Origin of the sequence: Streptomyces graminilatus (assembly GCF_001418565.1) — a bacterium.
GTDB lineage: Bacteria > Actinomycetota > Actinomycetes > Streptomycetales > Streptomycetaceae > Streptomyces > Streptomyces graminilatus.
Window position 1 is genome coordinate 1 of the sequence record NZ_LIQQ01000400.1, and the last position, 23124, is coordinate 23124.

The 23124-nt window shown below is 70.9% G+C and carries 16 protein-coding genes; 5 read left to right on the forward strand and 11 right to left on the reverse strand.

The window, feature by feature from the left end; all coding sequences use genetic code 11:
- Positions 1–221: 221 nt before the first annotated feature.
- Positions 222–1409, forward strand: a complete 1188-nt coding sequence (locus AOK08_RS30455; RefSeq protein WP_198539439.1) for a class I SAM-dependent methyltransferase — start codon at positions 222–224, stop codon at positions 1407–1409.
- Positions 1410–1482: 73 nt separating this feature from the next.
- Here the strand turns inward: AOK08_RS30455 and AOK08_RS30460 are convergent, their stop codons facing one another.
- From AOK08_RS30460 to AOK08_RS30475, 4 genes are all read right to left on the reverse strand, one after another.
- Entirely contained in the window at positions 1483–2751 is a 1269-nt protein-coding gene (locus AOK08_RS30460; RefSeq protein ID WP_055532090.1) for an RNA polymerase sigma factor, read from the reverse strand.
- 177 nt (positions 2752–2928) lie between these two features.
- Positions 2929–3285, reverse strand: coding sequence for a YciI family protein (locus AOK08_RS30465; protein ID WP_055532047.1), 357 nt, complete (start codon positions 3283–3285; stop codon positions 2929–2931).
- Between the two features lie 162 nt (positions 3286–3447).
- Positions 3448–4545: an LCP family protein gene (locus AOK08_RS30470; RefSeq protein ID WP_055532049.1), complete on the reverse strand. Its 1098-nt coding sequence runs from the start codon at positions 4543–4545 to the stop codon at positions 3448–3450.
- 498 nt (positions 4546–5043) lie between these two features.
- Positions 5044–6096: a LacI family DNA-binding transcriptional regulator gene (locus AOK08_RS30475; protein WP_055532050.1), complete on the reverse strand. Its 1053-nt coding sequence runs from the start codon at positions 6094–6096 to the stop codon at positions 5044–5046.
- Between the two features lie 142 nt (positions 6097–6238).
- Between AOK08_RS30475 and AOK08_RS30480 the strand changes: the two genes are divergently transcribed.
- The 4 genes from AOK08_RS30480 to AOK08_RS30495 are packed head-to-tail and all read left to right on the forward strand — an operon-like array spanning position 6239 to position 11813.
- Positions 6239–7585, forward strand: a complete 1347-nt coding sequence (locus AOK08_RS30480; protein WP_055532052.1) for an ABC transporter substrate-binding protein — start codon at positions 6239–6241, stop codon at positions 7583–7585.
- Positions 7582–8484 (forward strand): carbohydrate ABC transporter permease, encoded by a 903-nt coding sequence (locus AOK08_RS30485; protein WP_055532054.1) that lies wholly within the window; start codon positions 7582–7584, stop codon positions 8482–8484. Before AOK08_RS30480 ends, AOK08_RS30485 begins: the two co-directional genes overlap by 4 nt.
- 4 nt (positions 8485–8488) lie before the next feature.
- A complete protein-coding gene (locus AOK08_RS30490) occupies positions 8489–9397 on the forward strand; it encodes a carbohydrate ABC transporter permease (protein ID WP_055532055.1) in 909 nt (302 codons plus the stop codon).
- Positions 9398–9437: 40 nt separating this feature from the next.
- Positions 9438–11813 (forward strand): glycoside hydrolase family 3 N-terminal domain-containing protein, encoded by a 2376-nt coding sequence (locus tag AOK08_RS30495; protein ID WP_055532057.1) that lies wholly within the window; start codon positions 9438–9440, stop codon positions 11811–11813.
- Positions 11814–11877: 64 nt separating this feature from the next.
- Here AOK08_RS30495 and AOK08_RS30500 read toward each other — a convergent pair whose 3' ends face one another.
- From AOK08_RS30500 to pstA, 7 genes are all read right to left on the reverse strand, one after another.
- Entirely contained in the window at positions 11878–12894 is a 1017-nt protein-coding gene (locus AOK08_RS30500; RefSeq protein ID WP_055532059.1) for a DUF3152 domain-containing protein, read from the reverse strand.
- Between the two features lie 253 nt (positions 12895–13147).
- On the reverse strand, positions 13148–13966 hold the full coding sequence (locus AOK08_RS30505; protein WP_055532092.1) for a phosphate ABC transporter ATP-binding protein: 819 nt from the start codon (positions 13964–13966) through the stop codon (positions 13148–13150).
- A gap of 85 nt (positions 13967–14051) precedes the next feature.
- Positions 14052–14966: a sortase gene (locus tag AOK08_RS30510; RefSeq protein ID WP_055532061.1), complete on the reverse strand. Its 915-nt coding sequence runs from the start codon at positions 14964–14966 to the stop codon at positions 14052–14054.
- A gap of 209 nt (positions 14967–15175) precedes the next feature.
- Complete coding sequence (locus tag AOK08_RS30515; RefSeq protein WP_055532063.1) at positions 15176–17158, reverse strand: Ig-like domain repeat protein; 1983 nt, start codon at positions 17156–17158, stop codon at positions 15176–15178.
- A gap of 152 nt (positions 17159–17310) precedes the next feature.
- Positions 17311–20010: a hypothetical protein gene (locus AOK08_RS30520; RefSeq protein ID WP_055532071.1), complete on the reverse strand. Its 2700-nt coding sequence runs from the start codon at positions 20008–20010 to the stop codon at positions 17311–17313.
- The gene (locus tag AOK08_RS48530) at positions 20007–21812 is read right to left on the reverse strand and encodes a phosphate ABC transporter substrate-binding protein PstS (RefSeq protein WP_055532073.1); all 1806 of its coding nucleotides are present in this window, start codon (positions 21810–21812) and stop codon (positions 20007–20009) included. The genes AOK08_RS30520 and AOK08_RS48530 overlap by 4 nt, the downstream gene beginning before the upstream one ends.
- A complete protein-coding gene (gene pstA, locus AOK08_RS30530; RefSeq protein ID WP_079054367.1) occupies positions 21812–23116 on the reverse strand; it encodes a phosphate ABC transporter permease PstA in 1305 nt (434 codons plus the stop codon). Before pstA ends, AOK08_RS48530 begins: the two co-directional genes overlap by 1 nt.
- Positions 23117–23124: the final 8 nt, after the last annotated feature.

Genomic DNA, 23124 nt, shown 5'->3' on the forward strand with positions numbered 1-23124 from the left:
CCGGAGACGGCGGCGAGGGCGGCGACGAGGGTGGCCATGGTGAGTGCGGCGATCCCGGCTCGGCGGACCACGGCCATTGAGCGGACCATGACCATTGATTGGTTTTTGTATTTTTGTCCTACTTCCTGCATGGTGCTGGATCTTTTCAGGGCCGGGCCGGGGAACGCGGCCGACACCGCCGCCGGAGGCACGCCGTCCACCGGCTGGCCCACAATGACCCGGTGAACGACCTCGCCGCTTCCCTCGCCGCATTCGCCGCCCTGCTCACCCCGGAGGGCCGTGCCCTCCTCGACGAGGTGCGCGGTACCGAGCCGGCCCGTGAACTGGCCGTCGCCACCCGGCTGCGCCGCGCGCATCCCGCCGAACTGGTCTCGGCGGCGCTCGGACAGGAGCGGCTGCGGCAGCGGGCGGTGGCGAAGTTCGGCGCCGAGGACGCCGGGCGCATGTTCTTCACGCCCAACGGGGTCGAGCAGTCGACACGGGCGAGCGTGGCCGCGTACCGGGCGGACCGGTTCAGGGAGTTGGGCGTGACCTCCGTCGCGGACCTGTGCTGCGGGATCGGCGGCGACGCCCTCGCGCTCGCCCGGGCCGGGATCCGGGTCCTCGCCGTGGACCGGGATCCGCTCACGGCGGCCGTCGCGCGCGCCAACGTCGACGCGCTGGGCATCGGGGAGCTGGTGGAGGTACGGGAGGCGGATGTCACCGACGTCGACACGGCCCCGTACGACGCCGTGTTCGTCGATCCGGCCCGGCGCGGCGGGCGCGGGAGGATCTTCGATCCCGAGGCGTACTCGCCGCCCCTGTCCTGGGCCGTGGAGGCGGCGCGGAAGGCTCCACTGGCCGCACTGAAGATCGCGCCCGGTGTGCCGCACGAGGCGATTCCCGCCGACGCCGGGGCCGAGTGGATCTCGGACGGCGGGGATGTGAAGGAAGCGGTGCTGTGGTTCGGGGCCGGGACGGGGTCCGGTTCGATGCGGGCAACTCTGCTGCCGGGGCCGCGTGTTCTGGTCGGGCGGGGGCTGCCCGATCCTCAAGTGCGCGCGGTGGGGCGGTACTTGTACGAGCCCGATGGTGCCGTCATCCGGGCGCATCTGGTGGCGGAGGTGGCCGAGGAGGTCGGCGGGGGGCTCGTCGACGAGACGATCGCCTATGTGACGGGGGATGAGCTGCGGATCACCCCGTATGCCTCCGCCTATGAGATCACCGATCAACTTCCTTTTGGGGTGAAGAAGTTGAAGGCATTGCTGCGGGAGCGGGGGGTGGGGACCCTGACCGTGAAGAAGCGGGGGTCCGCGGTTGAGCCCGAGGAGTTGCGGAGGATGGTGAAGCCGAAGGGGGCTGGGGCGGCGACGGTCTTTCTTACCCGTGTGGCGGGGGCGCCGGCGATGTTGATCGGGCATCCGGTGTAGTTTGTCGGCCGCCCGCCGGTGGGGGCTTGTCGCGCCCCGCGGCGGAGCCGCAGACCGACACAGCCCCGCGCCCCTAAGGGGCGCATGCCCGCGCTCTCGCCTGTAGCAAGTTCCGTTCTCTTTCGTTCTGGGTTAGTTCTGCTGCTCGTTGGAATTCCGCTCTGGCCTCCGTTCTGCGGCCCAGCCGTAGGAGCAGGTCGCCTCTTACGCTCGGGAGGAGGTGGTAGTCACGTAGGGACGGGTCGGTTTTGAGAGTGTCGACGATTTGTAGGGCCTCGGCCGGGCCCTCCGCCATCGATACCGCCACCGCTCTGTTCAACTCCACCACCGGGGACGGGGATCGGGCGGCCAGGGCCGCGTACAGGGCGGCGATGCGGGGCCAGTCCGTGTCCTCGTAGGAGTGGGCGTGGGCGTGGCAGGCGGCGATGGCGGCCTGGAGTGCGTACGGGCCCGGTCCTGACGTTGTCGTGGTGGCGCCCGCCGCCTCCGCTCGGGCCAGGGCCGTGAAGCCCCGGGCGATCAGCATGCGGTTCCAGCGGGAGCGGTTCTGGTCCTTGAGCAGTACGGGTTCGCCGGTCGGGCCCGTGCGGGCCGCCGAGCGGGACGCCTGGAGCTCCAACAGGGCCGCCAGCGCGTGCACTTCGGGTTCCTTGGGCATCAGGCCCGACAGCACGCGGGCCAGCCGCAGCGCGTCCTCGCAGAGGGCGGGGCGCAGCAGGTCGTCGCCCGCTGTTGCGGCGTAACCCTCGTTGAAGATCAGGTAGATGACCTCCAGGACCGAGCCGAGACGGGCCTCGCGCTGTGGGCCGTACGGGACTTCGAAGGCGACGTTCTTCGTCGCGAGGGTTCGTTTGGCGCGGACGATGCGCTGGGCGACCGTGGCCTCGGGGACCAGGAAGGCGCGGGCGATCTCGGGGGTGGTGAGGCCGCCTAGGAGGCGGAGGGTGAGGGCGATACGGGCCTCGGCCGACAGCACCGGGTGACAGGCGGTGAAGACCAGGCGCAGCAGGTCGTCGTCGATGTCGTCGGGGGCGGACGGCTCGACCGGCGGGGCGGTCGTCTCCAAGGTCCGGCCGATCTCCGCCAGCTTGCGGGCGTACGTCTCGCGGCGGCGGATCAGATCGATGGCGCGGTGCTTGGCGGTGGCCATGAGCCAGGCGCCCGGGTTGTCGGGGACGCCGTCACGGGGCCACCGTTCGAGTGCGGCCACCAGGGCGTCCTGGGCCAGCTCCTCGGCGATGCCGATGTCGCGGACGGTGCGGGTCACGGCCGCGATGATGCGGGGGGATTCGAGGCGGAAGACCGTCTCTACGGTCTGTTCGATCTCGGCGGTCTGTTCGATCTCGGCGCGCTGATCCGTGTCGGCCTGATCCGTGTCGGTGCGCTGTCCCGTGTCGGTGCGCTGTTCCGTCGCGGAGTCGGAGTCGGAGGTGGGCTGCTGGGTCACAGCCCACCATCAGACACCGTCGGTGGCGATCGGCCAAGGAAGCCGGGAGGGAGGGGGAGGCAGAGGGCTCGCTCAGCCCTCCGCGATCTCCCGGACCTCACAGGTGACCGTCCAGTGCTCCTCGTGGACCTTCAGGAAGCGCTTGGTCCACTCCAGGGCCTCGGCCTTGTCCTTGCACTGCATGATCGCGTAGCCGCCGACGATCTCCCTGGACTCGGTGAAGGGGCCGTCGGTGACGGAGATCTTGCCGTCCTGCCAGTGCACTCGGGTGCCCTGTGAGCTGGGGGTCAGGCCTTGGGTGTCGAGCATCACGCCGGCCTTGGTGATCTCCTCGATCAGCTCGCCCATGCGCTGCATCAGCTCCGGGCTGGGGCCTTCGGCGGGGACGGTGGATTCGTCGATCTGTACGAGGGAGAGATAGCGGGGCATGGGTTCCTCCTTGGGCGGGGCCCGGTTCCTTCCGGGCTCTCACCCTGTGCGTCGATCGGGGCGGGCCCGGATCGACACGGCTGCGGAACTTTCTTCAGGAAATTTTCCCGGGATGCGTTCGGGATGCGTTCGGGATGCGTTTCCGCAGGTCAGATGGGTTCCTCAGCGCAGAGTCGCCCACAGGGCCGCCGCCTGTGGTTCCTGGGCGATCACCCGGTTGGCGTCCGACGCCGCCGGTACCACCGGCATCATCACCGTCTTCAGCTCGTCCTCCGACAGGCCCCGCAGGCTCTCGCCCAGGCTCGTCAGCTTGCTGAGCGAGTCCAGGCCGGTGTCCGTGGTCAGGCTCGCCGTGGCCACGTCGGCGACCCTGTACAGCCTGGCCGGGCTGGTCAGCAGGTTCGTCGAGGAGATCTGCCGCAGGAGTGCCTTGACCAGTTTCTGCTGGAGGCCTATCCGGCCCAGGTCACTGCCGTCGCCGATGCCGTGGCGAGTACGGGCCAGGGCGAGGGCGTGGGTGCCGTCGAGGTGATGCTCGCCCGCCGACAGGTCGAGGTGGCTGTCGCGGTCGTGGATGTTCTGGTCCGTCGTCACCGTCACGCCGCCGAGCGCGTCCACCAGGTCCGCGAAGCCGGCGAAGTCGACCTCCAGGTAGTGGTCCATACGGACGTTCGTCATCGACTCGACCGTCTTGACCGCGCACACCGGGCCGCCGACCGAGTACGCCGTGTTGAACATGACGCCGTACGCCTCCGCCGTCGAACCCCCGTCCGGCAGGGGGCAGGACGGGCGGGTGACCAGCGTGTCGCGCGGGATGCTCACGATCGTCGCCCTGGTGCGGCCCGCGTCCAGGTGGACGACCATCGCGGTGTCGGACCGCGCGCCCTCGCTGCTGCCGCCGCCGAGTGCCCGGTTGCGCTTGCCGTCGCGTGAGTCCGAGCCCAGGACCAGGATGTTCAGCGCCTGGCTCGGCGGCGGCGCGGCCTGGGCGGAAGTGCCGGCCGACGGCAGCGACTTCGGCTGCCGCTGCATCTGCGGCTCTGTCCTCGGCGGGCGGTTGTCGCCGAGTGCGCTGTCGATGTCGACGCTCTTGATGTTGTGGTTCAGGTGCCAGTAGGCGTAGCCCGCACCCGCGCCCGCGATCACCAGGGCGCCGGCCAGCGTGAAACCGACGGCCCTTGTCCAGCGCGGCGACCGTCGGCCCACGTGTCTCTTCGCGTCCCCGCCGCCGTCCGGCGTCCGTTCCTCTTCTCCCGTCACGCGGAGGAACGTACGTCCGAATTGTTACGCGCAGGGGTGCACGCCCCGCATTCTTCGGAAAATCTCACCCCGCGAGGCCGGGTATCGGCCCGGATCGCGCGGGAGCAGGGTGGGCTCGTTGCGGGGGCCTCCGAAAGTTTCGGCTGATTGACCGATTGACTTCGGTGCAGTTTGCGGGGCCTTGGGGAAGTCGTCACTACGGTTGCGGGGGTTTGGGGTGGTGGGTTTGTGCGGGTGCGTTGTGGTTTTTTGCGCAGTTCCCCGCGCCCCTTATCGGGCCGGTGGGTCTGTGCGGGTGTTGTGGGGTTTTGCGCAGTTCCCCGCGCCCCTTATCAGGCCGGTAGGGCCGTGCGGGTGCGTTGTGGGGTTTTGCGCAGTTCCCCGCGCCCCTGATCAGGCCGGTGGGTTTGTGCGGGTGTCTTGTGGCTGAGGTGCGCGGTTCCTCGCGCCCTCTGAGGTTGTTGGCCTGTCCCCTTTGGGCAGCTGGGGGAGCGCGGCTCAGGGGGTTGGAGGGGTGGTCGTGCTGTTTCGTACCACCAGGCTTGTGGCCAGTTCCACCCTTGTGGCGCCTGAGGGGTTTTCCTCTCTGCCCAGGTTCAGGACCAGCTTGGCCGCCGTTTCCGCCATTTCCATCAGGGGCTGGCGGACCGTTGTGAGCGGGGGGCCGACCAGGCGGGCGATCGGGAGGTCGTCGAAGCCGACGACGCTCAGGTCCTCCGGGATGCGCAGGCCCAGTTCGCGGGCGGCCTCGTACAGGCCGAGGGCCTGGAGGTCGTTGCCGGCGAAGACGGCCGTCGGGCGGTCCGGGGAGCGCAGGAGGTCGAGGCCGGCGCGGTAGCCCGTCTCGTGGTGGAAGTCGCCCGCCTTGAGGAGGGCGGGGTCCACCGGGAGGCCTGCCGTTTCCAGTGCGGCGCGGTAGCCGTCCACGCGGGCGCGGCTGCACATCATCCGGGACGGGCCGCTGATCGACGCGATGCGGGTGTGGCCCAGGTCGATGAGGTGACGGGTGGCCGCCAGGCCGCCCTGCCAGTTGGTCGCGCCGACCGAGGGCACGTCGTCCCCGGGGTCACCGGCCGGGTCCATCACCACGAACGGGATCGAGCGACTGGTCAGCAGCGCCCGCTGGGACTCGTCGAGGCCGGACAGGACGAGGATCACGCCGTGCGGGCGGCGGGCGGCGACCTGGTCGGCCCAGGTGCGGCCCGGGGTGAGGCGGCCCGCGCTCTCCGAGAGGACGACGCTCAGCCCCTCCTCCCGCGCCGCGTTCTCCACACCCCGGATGACCTCCATCGCCCACGCGCTCTCCAGTTCGTGGAAGACCAGGTCGATGAGGGGTGAGCGGGTCGCCTCGGCCCTGCGGCGGCGGTAGCCGTAGGCCCGGAGCAAGTCCTCTACCCGGGTCCGGGTTCCGGGGGCGACATCGGCGCGGCCGTTGAGCACCTTCGAAACAGTCGGAGCGGAGACGCCTGCCTCGCGGGCGATCTCGGCGAGCGTCGCGGTCTGAGTGGACTGCGAAGCTGTCTGCGTTTCAACGGGTTTCGAGGGTCTCATGGCCGCGATCGTATCCCTGCGCGACCTCTTGACGAAGCCCCTGTCCCCCCATAAATTTCCGGAACATTCGACGTACCACCCGAAAGATTCGTACAGAGACTCGTTCCAGGTTTCGTTCAGAACATTCGCGAGAGGTGCAGTCATGGAGTCGAACAGAGGGCGGTCCACAGAGTCGGCCGGTACGGCGTTCAGCAGGCGCTGGGTGCTCGGTGCCGGGGCCTCCGCCCTGCTCACCACCGGCCTCAGTGCCTGCGGCTCGGGTGAGGGTTCGAGCGGTGGTGGCGGGGACACCCTCACCGCGTTCGTGTACGGGGACGACGCGGCGAAGGTCCAGGCGGCGTCCGTCGAGCGGTTCAACGGGTCGGCGGCGGCGAAGTCGGCCAAGGGCAAGGTCAAGCTGGAGAAGATCCCGGGCTCGGACTACACGCCCAAGCTGCGTACGGCCATGGGGTCCCCCAGCGCTCCGGACATATTCTTCAACTGGGGCGGCGGATCCATCAAGGCCTACCAGGAAGCCGGGAAGGTTCTTGACCTGACCGATGTCATCGAGAGCGACCCGGTGCTGAAGAACGGCTTCCTGCCGTCCGTGCTGGCCGCCGGTGATCTCAAAGGGCGCCACTACGGGATCCCCATGCGCGGTATGCAGCCGGTGATTCTTTTCTACAACAAGTCCGTTTTCGCCGAGCAGAAGATTCAACCGCCCACCACCTGGGACCAGTTGCTCGACAACAACACCAAGCTGAAGAAGGCCGGGATCACGCCCTTCGCCCTCGGCGGCGCCGACCTCTGGCCCGAACTGATGTGGCTGGAGTACCTGACGGACCGTATCGGCGGCCCCGAGGTCTTCAAGCGCATCCAGGACGGTGACGCGGAGGGCTGGGGCGACCCGGCGATCCTGAAGACCGCCGAGATGGTCAAGGAACTCGTCGACGGGGGTGCCTTCGGCGACAAGTTCAGCTCGGTGTCGTATGTGAACGGCGGTGCCCCGGCGGTCTTCGCCAAGGGCAAGGCGGCGATGCACCTGATGGGCTCCTGGGAGTACTCGACGCAGCTCGGCAAGTTCCCCGACTTCGCCAAGTCGAACCTGGGCTGGGCGGCCTTCCCGAAGGTCGACAGCGGCACCGGTGACGTCCGCAACGTCGTCGGCAACCCCACCAACTACTGGTCGATCAACCCCCGTACGAAGAACAAGGACGCGGCGATCGCCTTCCTCAAGGACTGCGCGTCCGAGACGTACGCCAAGGACCTGGTCGCGCTCGGCGACGTACCGACCACCTCGAACGCGGCGGCGCTGCTGTCCTCCGCGCCCAACCCCGAGTACGCGAAGTTCCAGTACGAGATGGTCCAGCAGGCGCCCGCGTTCACCCTCTCCTGGGACCAGGCGCTCGGCGACGAGCTGGGCACCAAGATGCACACGGAGATCGGGAAGCTCTTCGCCGGCAAGTCGTCGCCCAGCGATTTCGTGTCGGCCTGCAAGGGGCTGAAGTGAGCTCCACCGTCACTTCTCCCACCGTCACTTCTTCCACTGTCACATCCGGAGTTCGGGCCGGGCGGCCAAGTGCCGCCTGGGCTCTGCCCGCCGTTCTCTTCTTCACCTTTTTCGCGGTCGTCCCGATGGCGCTGGCCTTCTATCTCTCCTTCACCAAGTGGGACGGCCTCGGCGACCCCAAGCCGGTCGGGCTCGCCAACTGGCGGAAGCTGCTGGACGATCCCCGGCTCACGCAGTCGCTGGGAGTCACCCTGCTGCTGATGGTGGCGAGCTGGGTCTTCCAGACGGTCGTCTCGCTGCTGCTCGGGGTCTGGGCGGCGGGCCAACAGCGCAACCGGGCGATCCTGTCCGCGGTCTTCTTCGTCCCGTTCCTGCTCTCCTCGACGGCGATCGCGCTGCTCTTCTACGCCCTGCTCGACCCGAACTTCGGCATCATCCAGGCGAACATCCTCGGCTCCACGGACGGCGCGTTCCTCGCGATCGTCTTCGTCGGCGCCTGGCAGTTCATCCCCTTCCACACCCTGATCTACCAGGGCGGGGCCCGCCAGATACCCGAGGTCCTCTACCAGGCGGCGGCCATCGACGGCGCCGGCCGCTACCGCCAGTTCTTCTCGATCACGCTCCCGCAACTGCGGCACACCATCACGACGTCCACCGTCCTGATGGTCGTCGGTCTGCTGACGTACTTCGAGACCGTGCTGATCCTGACCAAGGGCGGCCCGGGCACGGACACGGCGATCCTGCCGTACCTGATGTACGAGGCGGGCTTCAAGAACTACGACTTCGGATACGCGAGCGCCATCGCGTCCTTCCTGGTCGTGGCCGCCACGGGACTCTCCCTGCTCCTTGTGCGACTGACCGGCTTCGGCCGTATGCGCAGTACCCGCGAAGGGATGTGACGGAGTGTCACACGACACGCTTCCTCGTCCCGCGACGGCCGGCGAACGCCCGGAGCAGCCGGGCCGGCGGCCCGACGGCCGTCGCCGCAGGCACTGGACCCGGCGCCCCAACCCGGTGGCGGGCCTGGGTTCGGCCATCTGGCTCGTGATCGTCGTCGTCCCGATCTACGCCATGCTGTCGGCCTCGCTCACCGGCCCCGACAAGGCCCTCACCGGCAATCCGCTGAGTCCGCCCACCGATCCGACCCTCGACAACTACAACACCGTTCTCCACTCCGGCTTCTGGCATCTGCTGAGCAACACGGTGATCGTCGCGGTCGCGGTCGTGGGCATCGTCCTCGCGCTCTGCGTCCCGCTCGCGTACGTGGCCGTGCGCACCCGCACCCGCTGGTCGGGCCTGGCCTTCCGGCTGTTCCTGCTGGGCGTGGCGATCCCCGCCCAGGCCGTGGTCGTACCGCTCTATCTGCTCATCGCCAAACTCGACCTGTACGACACGCTGTTGGCGGTGATCCTGCCGACGGCGGCCTTCGCCATGCCGGTCGCGGTCCTCGTCCTCGTGGGCACCCTGCGGGACGTCTCCGAGGACCTGTACGAGGCGATGGCCCTGGACGGCGCGTCCCCGCTGCGGATGCTGTTCCAGCTCGCCATCCCGCTGGCCAAGGGCGGTATCAGCACGGTCGTCATCTTCTCCGCGCTCCAGGCCTGGAACGGCTTCCTCTTCCCGCTGATCTTCACCCAGTCCGACGGACCCCGTGTCCTGACGCTCGGCCTCTTCAACTTCGTGAGCCAGTTCGGTGTGAACATCCCCGCCCTGCTGGCCTCGGTCGTCCTCTCCGGCATCCCCATCTTCACCGTCTATCTGGTGGCCCGGCGCGCACTGGTCGGCGGCCTGATGGGGGTGGGCGGCAAGTGACGCGACGACCGGTGAACTCACCTTCCCTGACAGGAGTTTCATGACCACGTCACCTTGGCGTGACCCCGCCCTGCCCATCGACGCCCGCGTCGACGACCTGCTCTCCCGGATGACCCTGGAGGAGAAGTCAGCCCAGTTGTACGGCCTGTGGGTGGGCGCGTCGACGGACGGTCACGGGGTCGCCCCGCACCAGCACGACCTGACCGCCGAGTACGACTACGACGAGCTGATCACCCATGGCCTCGGCCAGCTCACACGCCCCTTCGGTACGGCCCCCGTGGACCCGACGCTGGGCGCGCAGGCACTGGCCCGCGCCCAGCGTCGGATCATCGAGGCCGGCCGCCTCGGCATCCCGGCGCTGGCCCACGAGGAGTGCCTGGCGGGCTTCACGGCCTGGCACGCGACGGCGTACCCGGTGCCGCTGGCCTGGGGCGCCACCTTCCACCCCGAGCTGGTGGAGGAGATGGCCGGGCGCATCGGCCGGGACCTCACCTCGGTCGGCGTCCACCAGGGCCTCGCCCCGGTCCTGGACGTCGTACGGGATCTGCGCTGGGGCCGGGTCGAGGAGACGATCGGCGAGGACCCGTACCTGGTGGGGACGATCGGGTCGGCGTATGTGCGGGGCCTGGAGTCGGCGGGGATCATCGCCACGCTGAAGCACTTCGCGGGGTACGCGGGCTCGGTCGGGGCGCGCAATCTCGCGCCGGTACGGGCGGGCGCCCGGGAGTTCGCGGACCTGACGCTCTTCCCGTTCGAGATGGCGCTGCGCGAGGGCGGCGCGCGTTCAGTGATGGCGGCGTACACGGAGACGGACGGCGTCCCGGCCTCCGCCGACCCCTACCTCCTCACCCAACTCCTGCGCGAGGAATGGGGGTTCACCGGAACGGTGGTCTCGGACTACTTCGGCATCGCCTTCCTCCAGTCCCTGCACCGGGTCGCCGGTACCCCGGCCGAGGCGGGCCACGCCGCGCTGGCGGCCGGCATCGATGTCGAACTGCCGTCGTTCGGGAGTTACGGCGAGGCGCTGGTGACGGCCGTACGGGCCGGAGAGGTCCCGGAGTCGCTGGTGGACCGGGCCCTGCGGCGCGTGCTGGCGCAGAAGTGCGAGCTGGGTCTGCTGGACGAGGACTGGCGGCCCGAGCCGGACGGGCCCATCGACCTGGACTCGGCCGGGAACAGGGCGCTGGCCCGCCAGTTGGCGGAGGAGTCGGTGGTGCTGCTCGGCAACCCGGACGGGCTGCTCCCGCTGGCCCCGGACACCCGGATCGCGGTCGTCGGGCCACGGGCTGCGGACTCGCTGGCGATGCTGGGCTGCTACTCCTTCCCGTCGCATGTCCTGCCCAACCATCCCGAGACCCCGCTCGGCATCGACATCCCCACACTCCTGGAGTCCCTGCGCACCGAACTGCCCGACGCCAAGGTGACGTTCGCCGAGGGTTGCGACACCTCGGGGCCGGACGTCTCGGGCTTCGAGGAGGCGGTGGCCAAGGCATCCGAGGCGGATGTGTGCGTGGCGGTGATGGGCGACCGCGCGGGCCTGTTCGGCGGGGGTACCTCCGGCGAGGGCTGCGATGTGGCGGAGCTGCAACTGCCGGGCGTGCAGGCCGAGTTGCTGGACGCGCTGGTGTCGACAGGGGTGCCGGTGGTGCTCGTGCTGCTCAGCGGGCGCCCGTACGCGCTGGGGCGCTGGCACGGCCGGCTGGGTGCGGTCGTGCAGGCGTTCTTCCCCGGGGAGGAGGGCGGCCCGGCGGTGGCGGGAGTACTGTCGGGCCGCGTCTCCCCCTCGGGCCGGCTGCCGGTGAGTGTGCCCAGGGAGCGCGGGGGCCAGCCGTGGACGTACCTCCAGCCGCCGCTGGGGCTGGCGGGCGATGTGAGCAGCCTGGACCCGACCCCGCTGTACCCCTTCGGGCACGGCCTGTCGTACACCTCCTTCGCCTGGGAGGACTTCGCCGAGGAGGGCCCCGGAGGGGGTCCGGTCTCCGAGGGTTCGGCGGCGGAGGGTTCTACGGCCGAGGGTTCTACGGTTCAGGATCCGGCGGAGATCGGTACGGATGGGTCGTACGCGGTGTCGGTGACCGTGCGCAACACGGGTGAGCGGGCCGGGGCGGAGGTCGTGCAGTTGTATCTGCACGATCCGGTGGCCTCGGTGACCCGGCCCGACGTCCGGCTGATCGGTTACCAGCGGCTGGAGTTGGCGCCGGGGGCGGCCGGCCGGGTGACCTTCCGCTTCCACACGGATCTGTCGGCGTTCACGGACCGCTCGGGTCGCCGGGTCGTCGAACCCGGGGCGCTGGAGCTGCGGTTGGGGGCGTCCAGCGCCGACGTACGGTACGCCGCACACCTTCGACTGGTGGGCGGCGTACGGGAGTTGGGGGCGGACCGGCGGCTGCGGTGCGAGACGGAGGTCGGCCCGTAGCTCCCGGCCCTGAACCCGGCCCCGCCTGTTCAGGGTGCGGCGGGGCCGGGTTCAGGGGACGGGTTCAGGGGACGGCGGGGCCGGACAGGTAGGCGCCCTGGGCGTCGTACGGCCAGGCGTTCGACACACAGCCCTTGAGGCCGTCGATCTGCTGCATCATCGCGGGCGCGGGGCGGCCCGGGCCCGGGCAGGTCTCGTGTCCGTGGCCCAGCCAGTGGCCGACCTCGTGGTTGACGATCAGGGCGCGGTACTCGACCGGCGGTCCGTCGAACTCGGGCGAACCCTGCTGCCAGCGCTTGAGGTTGATCACCACGTCCTTGCCGGTACGGCAGTTGACCTCGCCGATGTGTTCCGGCTGGCGCACGTTGCACAGCTTGTCGGTGGTGGCCGCGGTGGCGACACGGAACGTCAACTCGGCCTCCGCCCCGGTGACTTGGCGGAACTTGGCGCCTTCCTGACCCCAGCCGCGCCGGTCGTTCAGGATCGCGGTGATCTGCCGGGCGGCGTCCGTCGGGTCGACGCCCGTGCCGTCCTCGACCTGGACCCGGAAGGGGGTCCCGGTGGCGGGCACGGTGCCGGTGAGCGGGGCGGTGACGAAGGTTCCGGGGCCGGACGTGGGGACGGTCCCGGGATCGCTCGCCCCCGGGGTGGCCCCGGCTCCGGAGCGGGCTCCCTTGCCGCTCCCGGCGCTCTTCCCGGGTCCGGGCGCGGGTTCCTTTCCGGGCGCGGGGGTGCCGGTGGCGGCCGGGGAGCTGGGTGCCTCGGGTGTCTCGGCGGCTTCGGGGGACCTGGGCGCCCTGGGCGACCCGTCGCCGGTGGACTCGGCCGGAGACTCACTCGTACCGTCCGCCCTCGGGTCCGGGGCGGGCTCGGCCGTGGTCCGCACCGGCTCCGGGGAGCGGGCCTGCGACACGGTGTCCGGCAGCAGCCGGGGCAGGAGCGACGGCACGACCGCCGTACCGAGCGCGGCAAGACAGACCGTCGCGCCGATCGCCGCGAGACGGGTCCGGCTCTTGCGCCGACGCTGTAAGGCGGCCAGGCGGCGTGGCCCGCTCGCCGCACGTCGTCGTCGCTCACTCATCGGGGGAACCGCCTGTCTCGCTCGTGCTGAGGGCGGGCGTGGGCCATTCCCCGTCCCGCGTACGGCTGTAGGTACGGCCATTGCGGTGGCCGTGACTCACCTGCCTGATACGCATCACACCCCTCATACGCATTACGCCCCTCACACGCCTCACAGGTAGGTGCCTCACCTGTTCATGAGCGTGTTCGGGGCGCAAAGGTTGAAGGGGACCGGGCAAAATTTCTCGCGGGCCCGGTGCGGGCCGCTCGTGGGCTCAGCCGAAGCGGCCCGCCACGTAGTCCGCGGTGCGCTGGTCGTGCGGGTTGCCGAACACGTCGTCGGTGGCGCCGTGTTCGACGATGCCGCCGGGCGTGCCCTGCTCGGCGAGGAAGAACGCGCACTGGTTGGAGACGCGGGCCGCCTGCTGCATGTTGTGGGTGACGATCACGACGGTCACCTCACCGGCGAGCTCGTGGATCGTCTCCTCGACGCGCCGGGTGGAGGTGGGGTCGAGGGCCGAGCAGGGTTCGTCCATGAGGAGGACCCGGGGGCGTACGGCGAGCGCGCGGGCGATGCACAGGCGCTGCTGCTGGCCGCCGGAGAGCGCGCCGCCGGGCTGGCGGAGCCGGTCGCGTACTTCCTTCCACAGGCCCGCCCGGGTCAGGGACTCCTCGACCAGCTCGTCCTTCTCGCTGCGGCCGACGCGCGTGCCGGTCAGCTTCAGGCCCGCCACCACGTTGTCGTAGATCGACATCGCGGGGAACGGGTTCGGCTTCTGGAAGACCATGCCGATCTTTCGGCGCGCGTCGGTCAGCCGCCACGACGGGTCGTAGATGTCCTCGCCGTCCAGGAGCACCTCGCCCGCCAGGGCCGCCGCCGGGATCATCTCGTGCATCCGGTTGAGGGTGCGCAGGAACGTCGACTTGCCGCAGCCCGAGGGGCCGATGAGCGCGGTGACCTGTCCGGCGGGCATCGTGAGGGAGACCCGGCTGAGCACCTGGTGGCTGCCGAACCAGGCCGCCACGGACCGGGCTTCGAGCGCGGCGGGCCCGCCGGCCGTACCGGCCTTGGCCGCGGGCGGCGTGGCGGGCAGGACGATCGTGTCGGTCTGGGTGTCGGTCACGTCGGGTACCTCGTGTCGGAGAAGTCGGGGCGCGGGCGGCGCGTTGCCGCGAGGCTCACAGCAGGTTCGGCAGCAGCTCGGTGGCGCGGGTGGCGACCTGGAGGCCCAGGACGGCGACGGCCGGGGCGAAGACGATCCAGGTCTGGTGCCGGCCCCACCGGTGCCAGGTCCACACGGCGGCGACCGCCGCGAGCAGCAGGGCCTGGAGCCACATCACCAGCGGCCAGGGCACCCCGGACGGCCGGGCGAGGGGCTCCTCGGCCTGCGGCAGCGTGCCGGAGCGGATGACGGCGGCCGGGGTCTCCGCGGCCGGTGACACCAGGTCGGCGTCGACGCGCAGGACACCGCCGGGCATGAAGTGCGGGCCGGTCGCGGTGACCAGCACCAGGCGCCCCTTGCCCGCGGCGAGCGGTGCGGGCGCCGGATCACCGGCTCGTCGTACGCCGGTGACCTGGTACTTGGCCTTGCCCTGGCCGGTGACGACGGTGAAGGTGTCGCCCGCGGTGAGGTCGGCGAGCTTCCCGAAGGGGCCGCCGTAGGCAGCGGCACGGCCCATCAGCACGCTGGTGCCGGCCTGGCCGGGCATCGGGGTGTCGCGGCGGTGCCCGGGGCCGTCGGTCATGACGGCGGAGTCGGTGCCCTCCAGGACGACCTGGGACATGCCCAGAGCGGGTACGTCGAGCAGCGCGACCGGTGTGCCTGGTGCGAGCAGCCTGCCCTCCTGGTCGACCTGGGCCACCGGGGCGGTGCCCTGGGCGAGCTGGTCGCGCAGTTCGTCGAACGCGGCGTGCTGGGCGTTGTGCTGCTGGATACCGCTGACCAGCAGCAGTTGCAGGGTGATGCCGAGCAGCAGGGCGGCGAGGCTGAGCAGGCCGCCCCTGGAGAGGTGGCGCACGACGGTGACGCTCGCGACACGCGTCCTGGACGCGGACGCTGCCGGTGCGAGCGTGGTCTGTACGGCGACCGTCACGGCGGCCCGCCTCCTTCGCGGTTCGGGGGGTTTGAGGTTCAGGGAGTCTGAGATTCAAGGGGTTTCGGGCTCAGTCGGTTTCGCTGAGGGATCCCGGCGGGCCGGGAGACCGTGGCGGCGGTCTCCCGGCCCTCGATGGAGCAATCACGCGGTGAAGCGGTCAGGCGATGAAGCAGTGTGAAGCGGTGTGAAGCGGTGTGAAGCGGTGATCAGATGGACTTGACGACGAAGTTCGCGCCGTTCTTCGAGTTCACCGTGGTGGAGCCGGCGTAGTGGGCGTGCAGCGTGTGCTTGCCCTTGGCCAGCTTCGGGAGGGTGATGGTCACCTTGCCGGCGCTGAGCGTGCCGGTGCCGATGACGCGGGTGCCCTCAAGGATGGTGACCTTGCCGGCGGGGGTGGTGCCGGTCGCCGTGACCTTCACCGCGACCTTGGCGGCGGCGGTGTGGGCGATCGTGGCCGGGGCGGTCGAGGCGACGGACGGGGTCGCCTTGGTGACCTTCAGGGAGACGGTCGCCGAGGAGGAGTTCAGCTTGTCGCCGCCCGCGTAGGAGACGGTCAGCGTGTGCGTGGCCACCTTGAGGTGGTTCGACAGGCTGACGGTGACCTTGCCGGCGCTGTTCAGGGTGCCGGTGCCGAGGGTGGTGGTGCCCTCCTTGACGGTGACCTTGCCGTCGGCGATGACGCCGTGGCTGCCGGTCACGGTGACGGCGACCTTCGGGGCGACACCGTACGCGGTCGGGGCGGCGGTCGCCGTGGTGGTGCTGGCGAACTTGACGTCGCCGGTCCAGGAGGCGGCGTCGCCGGTGCCGATCAGGTTGGCGGCGGACACCGAGGCGGTGTACTTGCCGTTGGCCAGGTCGGTGAAGGTGAACGACGTGGTGGTGGCCGGGACGTCCTTGGTGGCCACGAGCCCGCCGTCGGCGTCGAGCAGCGTCACGCGGTAGTCGGTGACGGGCTGGGCCGGGGCGGGGGTCGCCGGGGTCCAGTCGAGCTTGAGGCTCGCGTCGCCGGGGGTGCTCTTCAGCGTGGGCGCGGCGGGCGTCTTCGCTTCGAGGCCGCTGATGTCCAGGCCGCCGACCTTGGCGTGCTTGGCCAGGTTGACCGAGCCGTTGTACGGCTCGTTCACGAAGCCGAACTTCGCGATGACACCTTCGGCGGCGTCGGAGGCGAAGGCCGCCTCGTGGGTACCGCTGGTGACGAAGACGTCGTAGACGTCCTTGTCGAAGAAGATGCTGCTCGGGTCGATCGCCCGGGTCGGGACGACGTTGTAGACGTCGCGGCCGAAGGTGGCGTTCTCGTAGTAGCCGGTGACCGGGGAGAGCTTGCCGTTGACCGTGGTGACCGGGCTGGTGGCGCCGGTGTCGCCGGGCAGCGTGACGGCGGCGAGGTGCGCGCCGGCGGCGACCGCGGTCTTGCTGTGGTCGGGGGCGATGCCGTTGTTCTGCGCGATCCAGCTGCCCACGGAGAACGGGACGAGGGTGCCGTCCTGGGTGAGCGCGGTGTCGGCCTGGTTCTCCTGCGTGGTCGCGATGCTCGTGTCGACCGTGTTCTCGTTGAGGCCGATCGCCCCGAGGAAGAACTTGCGGGTGCCCGAGCCGCTCTGCGGGAGGACGGGGTGCACGGTCTGGCCGTTCACCTTGTGGTCGCTGCCGGCCGCGTAGACGTCGTGGAGCTGGTCCACCGTCAGGCTGTCGAGGCCGGTGCCGCGCACCGCGATGCCGACCGCGTCACGCGCGAACGGGATGAAAGTGAGCGCGTTGCCGGAGACGCTCGGGCCGCTGGAGGAGCGGGCGAAGTCGATCTGGCCCTTGACGGAGACACCGGTCGCGTTCGGGAACAGGTCACCCGTGAGCGACATGCTGAGCGCGGTGCGGCCGGCGCCGGAGCCGTTGGGACGGTTGAACGTCGTACCGCCCGAGCGGGTCTGGATGGTGGCGGAGCCGATCGCGTCGTACGAGGCGAGGCCCGCGCCGGTCGCCGACTTCACGGCGGTGTCGGCGTAGCTCTTGTCGTTGACGGTGTCACCGGCGAGGGCGTTCAGGACGTCCTGCGTGGTGTCGGAACCCACGCCCACCAGCTGGCGGAACGTTCCGGCGGGGGTGGGGTCGGCGGACGCCGGGCTCGCGAGAGCCAGCGTGCCGGACACCACGGCGGCGGCGACCATGGCCGCCGTGAGGCGCGTTCTGCGCATCGAGGTTCTCCTGTAGTGCGTCGTGGAACGAGAGCGGATGTTGCGGGTGTTGCGGATCTGGCAGGGTGGTACGGGCCGTCCGCCCCGACTGTCCTTCGGGGCGGGCGGCCGTCTGTGGGGAGCCGTGGCCGGGTGGCCGTGGGCTCCGGGGCTCAGCTCCGGCCGGGCGGCAGCAGCTTGCGCAGCCGCTCCGGCAGGGTGAGTTCGGGGATGACGGTCACGGTGCGACCGCCGGGCAGCGGCAGCCGCAGTCGGCCGCCGCCCGCGAAGGGCGCTCCGATACCGGCCGCGGCGCCGAGCGCGGCGCCCACCGGGACGGCGTAGCGCAGGGCGTTCGCCGGGTCGGCGGGCGTGGTGCCCGCGGCGGTGGTCTGGACGGCCTGGCCGCCGTCGTACGAGGGCTTGGCGTTGGGCTTGGCGCTCGCGCCACCGGCGCCGCCGGACGCGGCACCGCCCGAGGCGGCGCCCCCGTCGGTCGCGCCCCCGGCCGTTGTACCGCCGTCCGTACCTCCGCTCACACCGCCGGAGGTGCCGGAGACGCCGCCACCGGAGACGCTGCCGCCGCCGGACGCGCCCCCGGCCGTCGTACCGCCGGAGGAGGAGCCGCCGCCCGGGTTGGCGGACGGGCCGGTGTAGTGGGCGAGGGCGGTGGCGGCCTTGGCCGTCTTGTCCCGCAGGGTCTGCGGCAGCGGCGCGTAGCCGTCCGGGAGGCGGCCCGGGTCGGCGCCGCTGATCTGGCCCTTGCCGGACGCGTACGTCAGCAGGGTCGCGTAGTCCGCGCGGGCGGCGGCGCCGATCTTGGCCGGGCGCACGGCCGCGTAGACGAGCTGGGCGAGCGGGTACGCGCCCTTCGCGGTGGCCTTGGACGGGACGATCTCGGGGGCCTTGGCACCGGAGGCGCTCGCCGCGGCGGCGGTGAGGGCGGCCGGGGTCGGCGCGGTGAACTTGCCGGCGGCGTTGCGCAGGCGCGCGGTCTGGAGGCCGTACCGGGCGGCGGAGGCCGCGTCGGTCACCGTGATCACGAACCGGGAGCCGACCGTCTGCGGACCGGGCGCCTTGTACGCGGGCGGGCTCGCCAGCGGGTCCCAGGTCGCCTTCCAGAGGCTGTCGGCGCGCCGGGTGTGCAGGGCGCCGGCGTGCATGTCCGACACATACGGGTGGAAGTCGATCATGCACTGCTTCTGCGTGGCCCCGGTGCCCGGCGGGATCGTGCACCACGGGTCGCTCTTGGGGTACGTGTCGATGTCGGCCGGGGTGAAGGCGAAGCCGGTCGGGTTCACGTCCGTGTTGGTGCTGAAGTACGGGTTGACCGTCATGCCCCAGTCGTCGGGGGCCCCGGCGAGGAACTTGCGCGCCTCCTTGTCGGAGACGATCCACTGCCAGACCGCGCGCGCCGAGTCGCTGTGGCCCAGCGCGGTCAGCAGGTCGGTGTCGGTGGCCGGGGTCTCGGCCACGGACAGTTCGGCGAACTCCGGGTTGAGCGAGATGAACTCGGGGTCGCTGGCCAGTCCGGCCGGGTTGGTCTTCGCCCACCCGTAGTTCTTGGCGGCGGTGTTGCCGATGACCGCTCCCCAGGGCGAGTTGCGGTAGGACTCGGTGAGCAGCTTGGCGACCAGGCGGGGGGTCAGGTCGAGGGACTCGACCTTGGTGCCCGCGAGTTTGCGGATCGCCTCGGAGGCGCCTGCCTTGGGTCTGCGTTCGACGGTGAAGCCGATGACGGTGCCCGAGAGCGTGGTCGGCGCGTAAACGGTCGGGTCGGCGGGGGCGGTCGTGCCCGGGTCGGCGCCGAGGGCCCGGGTGGTGAAGGCCAGGCCCGAGCCGCCGTCGTTGATGAGACGGGCGCGGGTGTCGGGCTCGCCGAGTTCGGTGAAGCCGTACACCTTGCCGCTCGGGCACAGCGCGGTCTGCCAGCTCGCCATGGCGTCGGCGGCGAGTTCGCTGCCGCTGGTCTCGCGCTCGTCGGAGCCCAGCGCGCAGTTGGCGCCGACCGTGTTGAAGCCGAGCTTGACCGCGACGCGGTTCTTCCAGTTGGTCGCGGAGACCGGGGAACCGGCGTTGACCTGGCTGGTGTCGGCGTAGGGCTTGCCGTCCAGGTCGAGGTGGCCCTGCGGGACGATGACCAGCCAGCAGGAGCGCGGCTTGACGGTCCCGTTCTGCCGTACGGGGATGCCGCAGCCCAGGTGCGGGGCCTCGTTGGCGGTCTGCATCTCGACGTACTCGCGGCCGGTGCCGTCGGCGCCGGTGCGGGCGAAGTCGACCTCGTTGGTGGTGTTGCGGTTGAAGAAGGCGTTGTTCTGGGTGCCCGAGGTGATGACCGTGCCGTCGACGGCCTTGAAGGGGACCTCACCGAGCCCGGACACGTTTCCGGCGCCGTAGCGGTCGTCCTGGCCGTAGTTGGTGGGGTCGGCGCTGTAGAACACCTTGCGGGTGTCGTCGTACTCGTTGCCGGGCCAGCTTCCCCGGTCGGTGGTCGGGGAGGCGCCGTACTGGCACTGGGTGCGGGGCGGGCCGGGGTTCTCCGGGTGGGTGCCGTCGTCGTCGCCCCAGCACTGCATGATCTGCACGAAGTCGGTGTTGAACAGGGTGCCCGCGAGGGTCGTCGGGGCGCCGCCGGTCCAGGAGACGGTGACCGCCTGGCTGGTGAGGTGCTCGGTCTGGCTGACCGTGAACTTCATGTCCTTGAACTCGCCGCGCCCGGAGACGGTCACGGCGGAGCCGCTGCCCCCGGCGGCGGTCGCCACCGGGGCGTTCTGCGCGACGGCGAGCCCGACGAGGGCGCCGACGGCGGCACCGGCGACGAGACGCACGAGCAGCCCGCGTATACGGCTTCTCGACTTCACGTTCTCCGTCATCGCGAACCCCCGTCCGTGAAGTTGTCCGCGCCGGTACGGGAGTTGCCCGCGCCGCGGGTGCCGAGTGCCCGCGAGACGACGGACGGCAGCAGGACGAGCCCGAGGATGAGCAGCGCCGCGAGGACCATCAGGGTCTGGGTGGTGGTCCAGCCGCTGTTCCCGGCCACGGCCACCGGCTGGGCCAGCGCGATCGTGCCGCCGACGGCACCGCCGCCACCGCCGCCGTCGCCCGAACCGGTGGCGCCGCCACCGCCCGCGGACGCGGAGATCACCTGCCCGGTGTCGGGGTCGACGACGGGCTTCCCGTCACCGCCGCCGCTCGCGGCCGTACCGCCTGCCGCGCCCCCGGTTCCGCCGCCGCTCGCCGTACCTCCGGTCGCACCCCCGGACGCGGTGCCCCCGCCCGTCGTACCGCCGCCGCTCGCGCCCCCGGACGCCGAACCGCCACCGGCACCGCCGGAACCGCCCGCGCCACCCGAGCCGCCCGGCTTGGCGCCGCCGCTGCCCGTGTTGCAGGCCGGGGCGCCCTTCTTGTCACAGGCGGCCGGGTAAGGAGCCGTCTCGGCGAGCCTGTTGCGGCCGTCGGAGCTGAACGTGGGGTTGTTGCAGCCCCTGATGTTGATGTTCTGCGTCTTCACACCGGGGATCCGGCGGATCTGCTCGAAGCCCGCCTGCACCAGGTTGATCGGCAGCGGCGAGTAGCCGAGCTGCGGCGCCTGCTGCTGGCCCTGGCACATGAAGTAGTAGGAGAACGCGCCGAGCGTCTTGCCCTTGTCCTCGGTGAACGTGCCCTGCACCTTCAGCGGCAGGATCATGTACGAGTAGCTGGACAGCGGGTAGTTGCGCTTGTCGGTGTCGTTGTAGACGCCTTCGAGCTTCTGGGTGAGGTAGTCCGGGGACGACTTGTTGGTGTTGATCTTCGCCTTGAGGAGCGAGACGGCGACGTTCTTCGGGGTCGGCTCGGTGTAGTAGCCCGCGTGGTTGAGGACCTTGGCGACCGGATAGCCCTCGTTGATGGCGTACGAGTAGTTGACGTACCCGATCGCGCCCTCGCCGTAGTTCTGGGCGACGTAGCCCGCCACGCCCGGGTCACCGGACTGGGCGATCATGCCGGGGACGGTCGGGTAGTACGAGGTCTGCCCGCAGGCGCCCGAGCGGCCGACCTTGGCGCAGTACGCCTGCCACAGCGAGGCGTGCTGGTTGGCCATCCACATCGTGAACTGGGCGGTGGAGCCCGAGCCGTCGGAGCGGACCACGGGAACGACGGCGCGGTGCGGGAGCTGGAGCCCCGGGTTGTCGGCCTTGACGACCGGGTCGTCCCAGTACTTCACGACGCCGGTGAAGATCTTGGTGACCACGTCTCCGGAGAGGCGGAGGTTGGTGACCCTCTTGCCGTTGACCGTCAGGTGGTACATGAAGGAGGTGCCGCCGGCCACGATCGGCATGTAGGCGTAACTGCCGGCGGACGGACGCTCGGCGGCCGACCCGTCGGTGGGGTTGGTCTGGAACGGGATGTCCGAGACCGCGAAGTCCACCGTCCCGCTGAGGAACTGACGGCGGCCGTCGGAGGAACCACTGCCCGCGTAACTGATGCGCATGCCGTACTGGTTGACGGCCTTGCGCCACTGCTCGATGGCGTTCTCGGCCCAGGTCGAACCGGCTCCGGCGACCGGGGTGTAGCTCTCGGCGGCGGCGGGCCCGGCCAGCGGGCCGGCCAGCAGCGCGGCGAGCGCGGTGAGTACCGCGCCCAGGGTTCCCAGTGCCCGCAGGCGCCGGAGAGGGACGGTGAGGTGGCTGGGCATCAGTCGTTCTCTCCGGAGGCGGGAGCGGGGGCAGGCGCGGCGGCGGTGCCGTGCGGCTGCGGGGTGGAGGCGTCCTCGAACAGGGACAGCCCCGACGCGGACGCGGACGTGTGCAGTTCGTCGAAGCGGGTGACGTCGCGGCGGGAGGCGCGGGCGGTACGGCGGGCCTGGCGGCGCGTCTGGTGGCCGGGGCCACGGCCGCCGATCACGCGGGCGATCACGAACAGCACCAGCACCATGGTCATGAGCACGGCCGCCGCGCCGAAACCACGGGCGATCATCTCCGGCTGCGGCGACTTGACGAAGTTGAAGACGGCCAGGGGCAGGGACACCATCGGCCCGGCGGTCGGGTCGGCGTTGAGCGCCGCCGTGAACCCGGCGGTCAGCAGCACGGGCGAGGTCTCGCCGATACCGCGCGCGGTGCCGAGGATGACGGCGGTGGCGAGCCCGGAGCGGGCGGTGGGCAGGACGACGTGCCACACCGTGCGCCAGCGCGGCGCGCCGAGCGCCTCCGCCGCCTCGGTGAGGGTGCCCGGTACGAGCCGCAGCACCACGTCCGAGGCGCGGATAACGATGGGCAGCATCATCACGCTGATCGCGAACCCGGCCGCCAGGCCCGACTTCTGCATGCCGAGGCCGAGGATCCAGACGGCGTACACCATCAGGCCGGCCACGATCGAGGGCAGCGCGGTCATCGCCTCGACGATGGTGCGCACGAACCGGGAGAAGCGCCCCGGGATCTGGTTGAGGTAGACGGCACAGGCGAGGCCGAGCGGCACGGTGATCGACAGCGCGATGGCGATCATGATCAGCGTGCCGATCATCGCGTGGGCGATGCCACCGTTGGTCAGCGGGTCGAGGGGGCCCGCCGCCTGCATGTCCTGGGTGAAGAAGTTGCCGTGCGGCAGGGCCTGCTTGCCGCGCCAGGCGGTGAACCCGACGACGAGGGTGAGGGCGACGAACAGCAGCGTGGCCGCCGTCCACAGCACAACGGTCATCACCCGGTCCCGAACGGCCTGCCCGTTCTCCTCGAACCCGGTCAGCACCGCGTAGACGGCGAGGAAGACCAGATAGGCGGTGACGGTGAAGCCCAGCATGCCGGAGAACGGCGCGAGTTCACCGAACAGCAGGATCGTGACGCACAGGGCGGAGGTGGCGGCACCGGCCAGCGACAGCACGGCGGAGCGGCCGACGCCACCGATACGGCGGGGTGTCTCGGGAACCTGCACGGTCTCGGGCGCACCGGACCCACCGGAGTCACCCGGAACATCACCCCCGACGGAGGTGGGCTCTGCTTTTTCCATGGCTACGA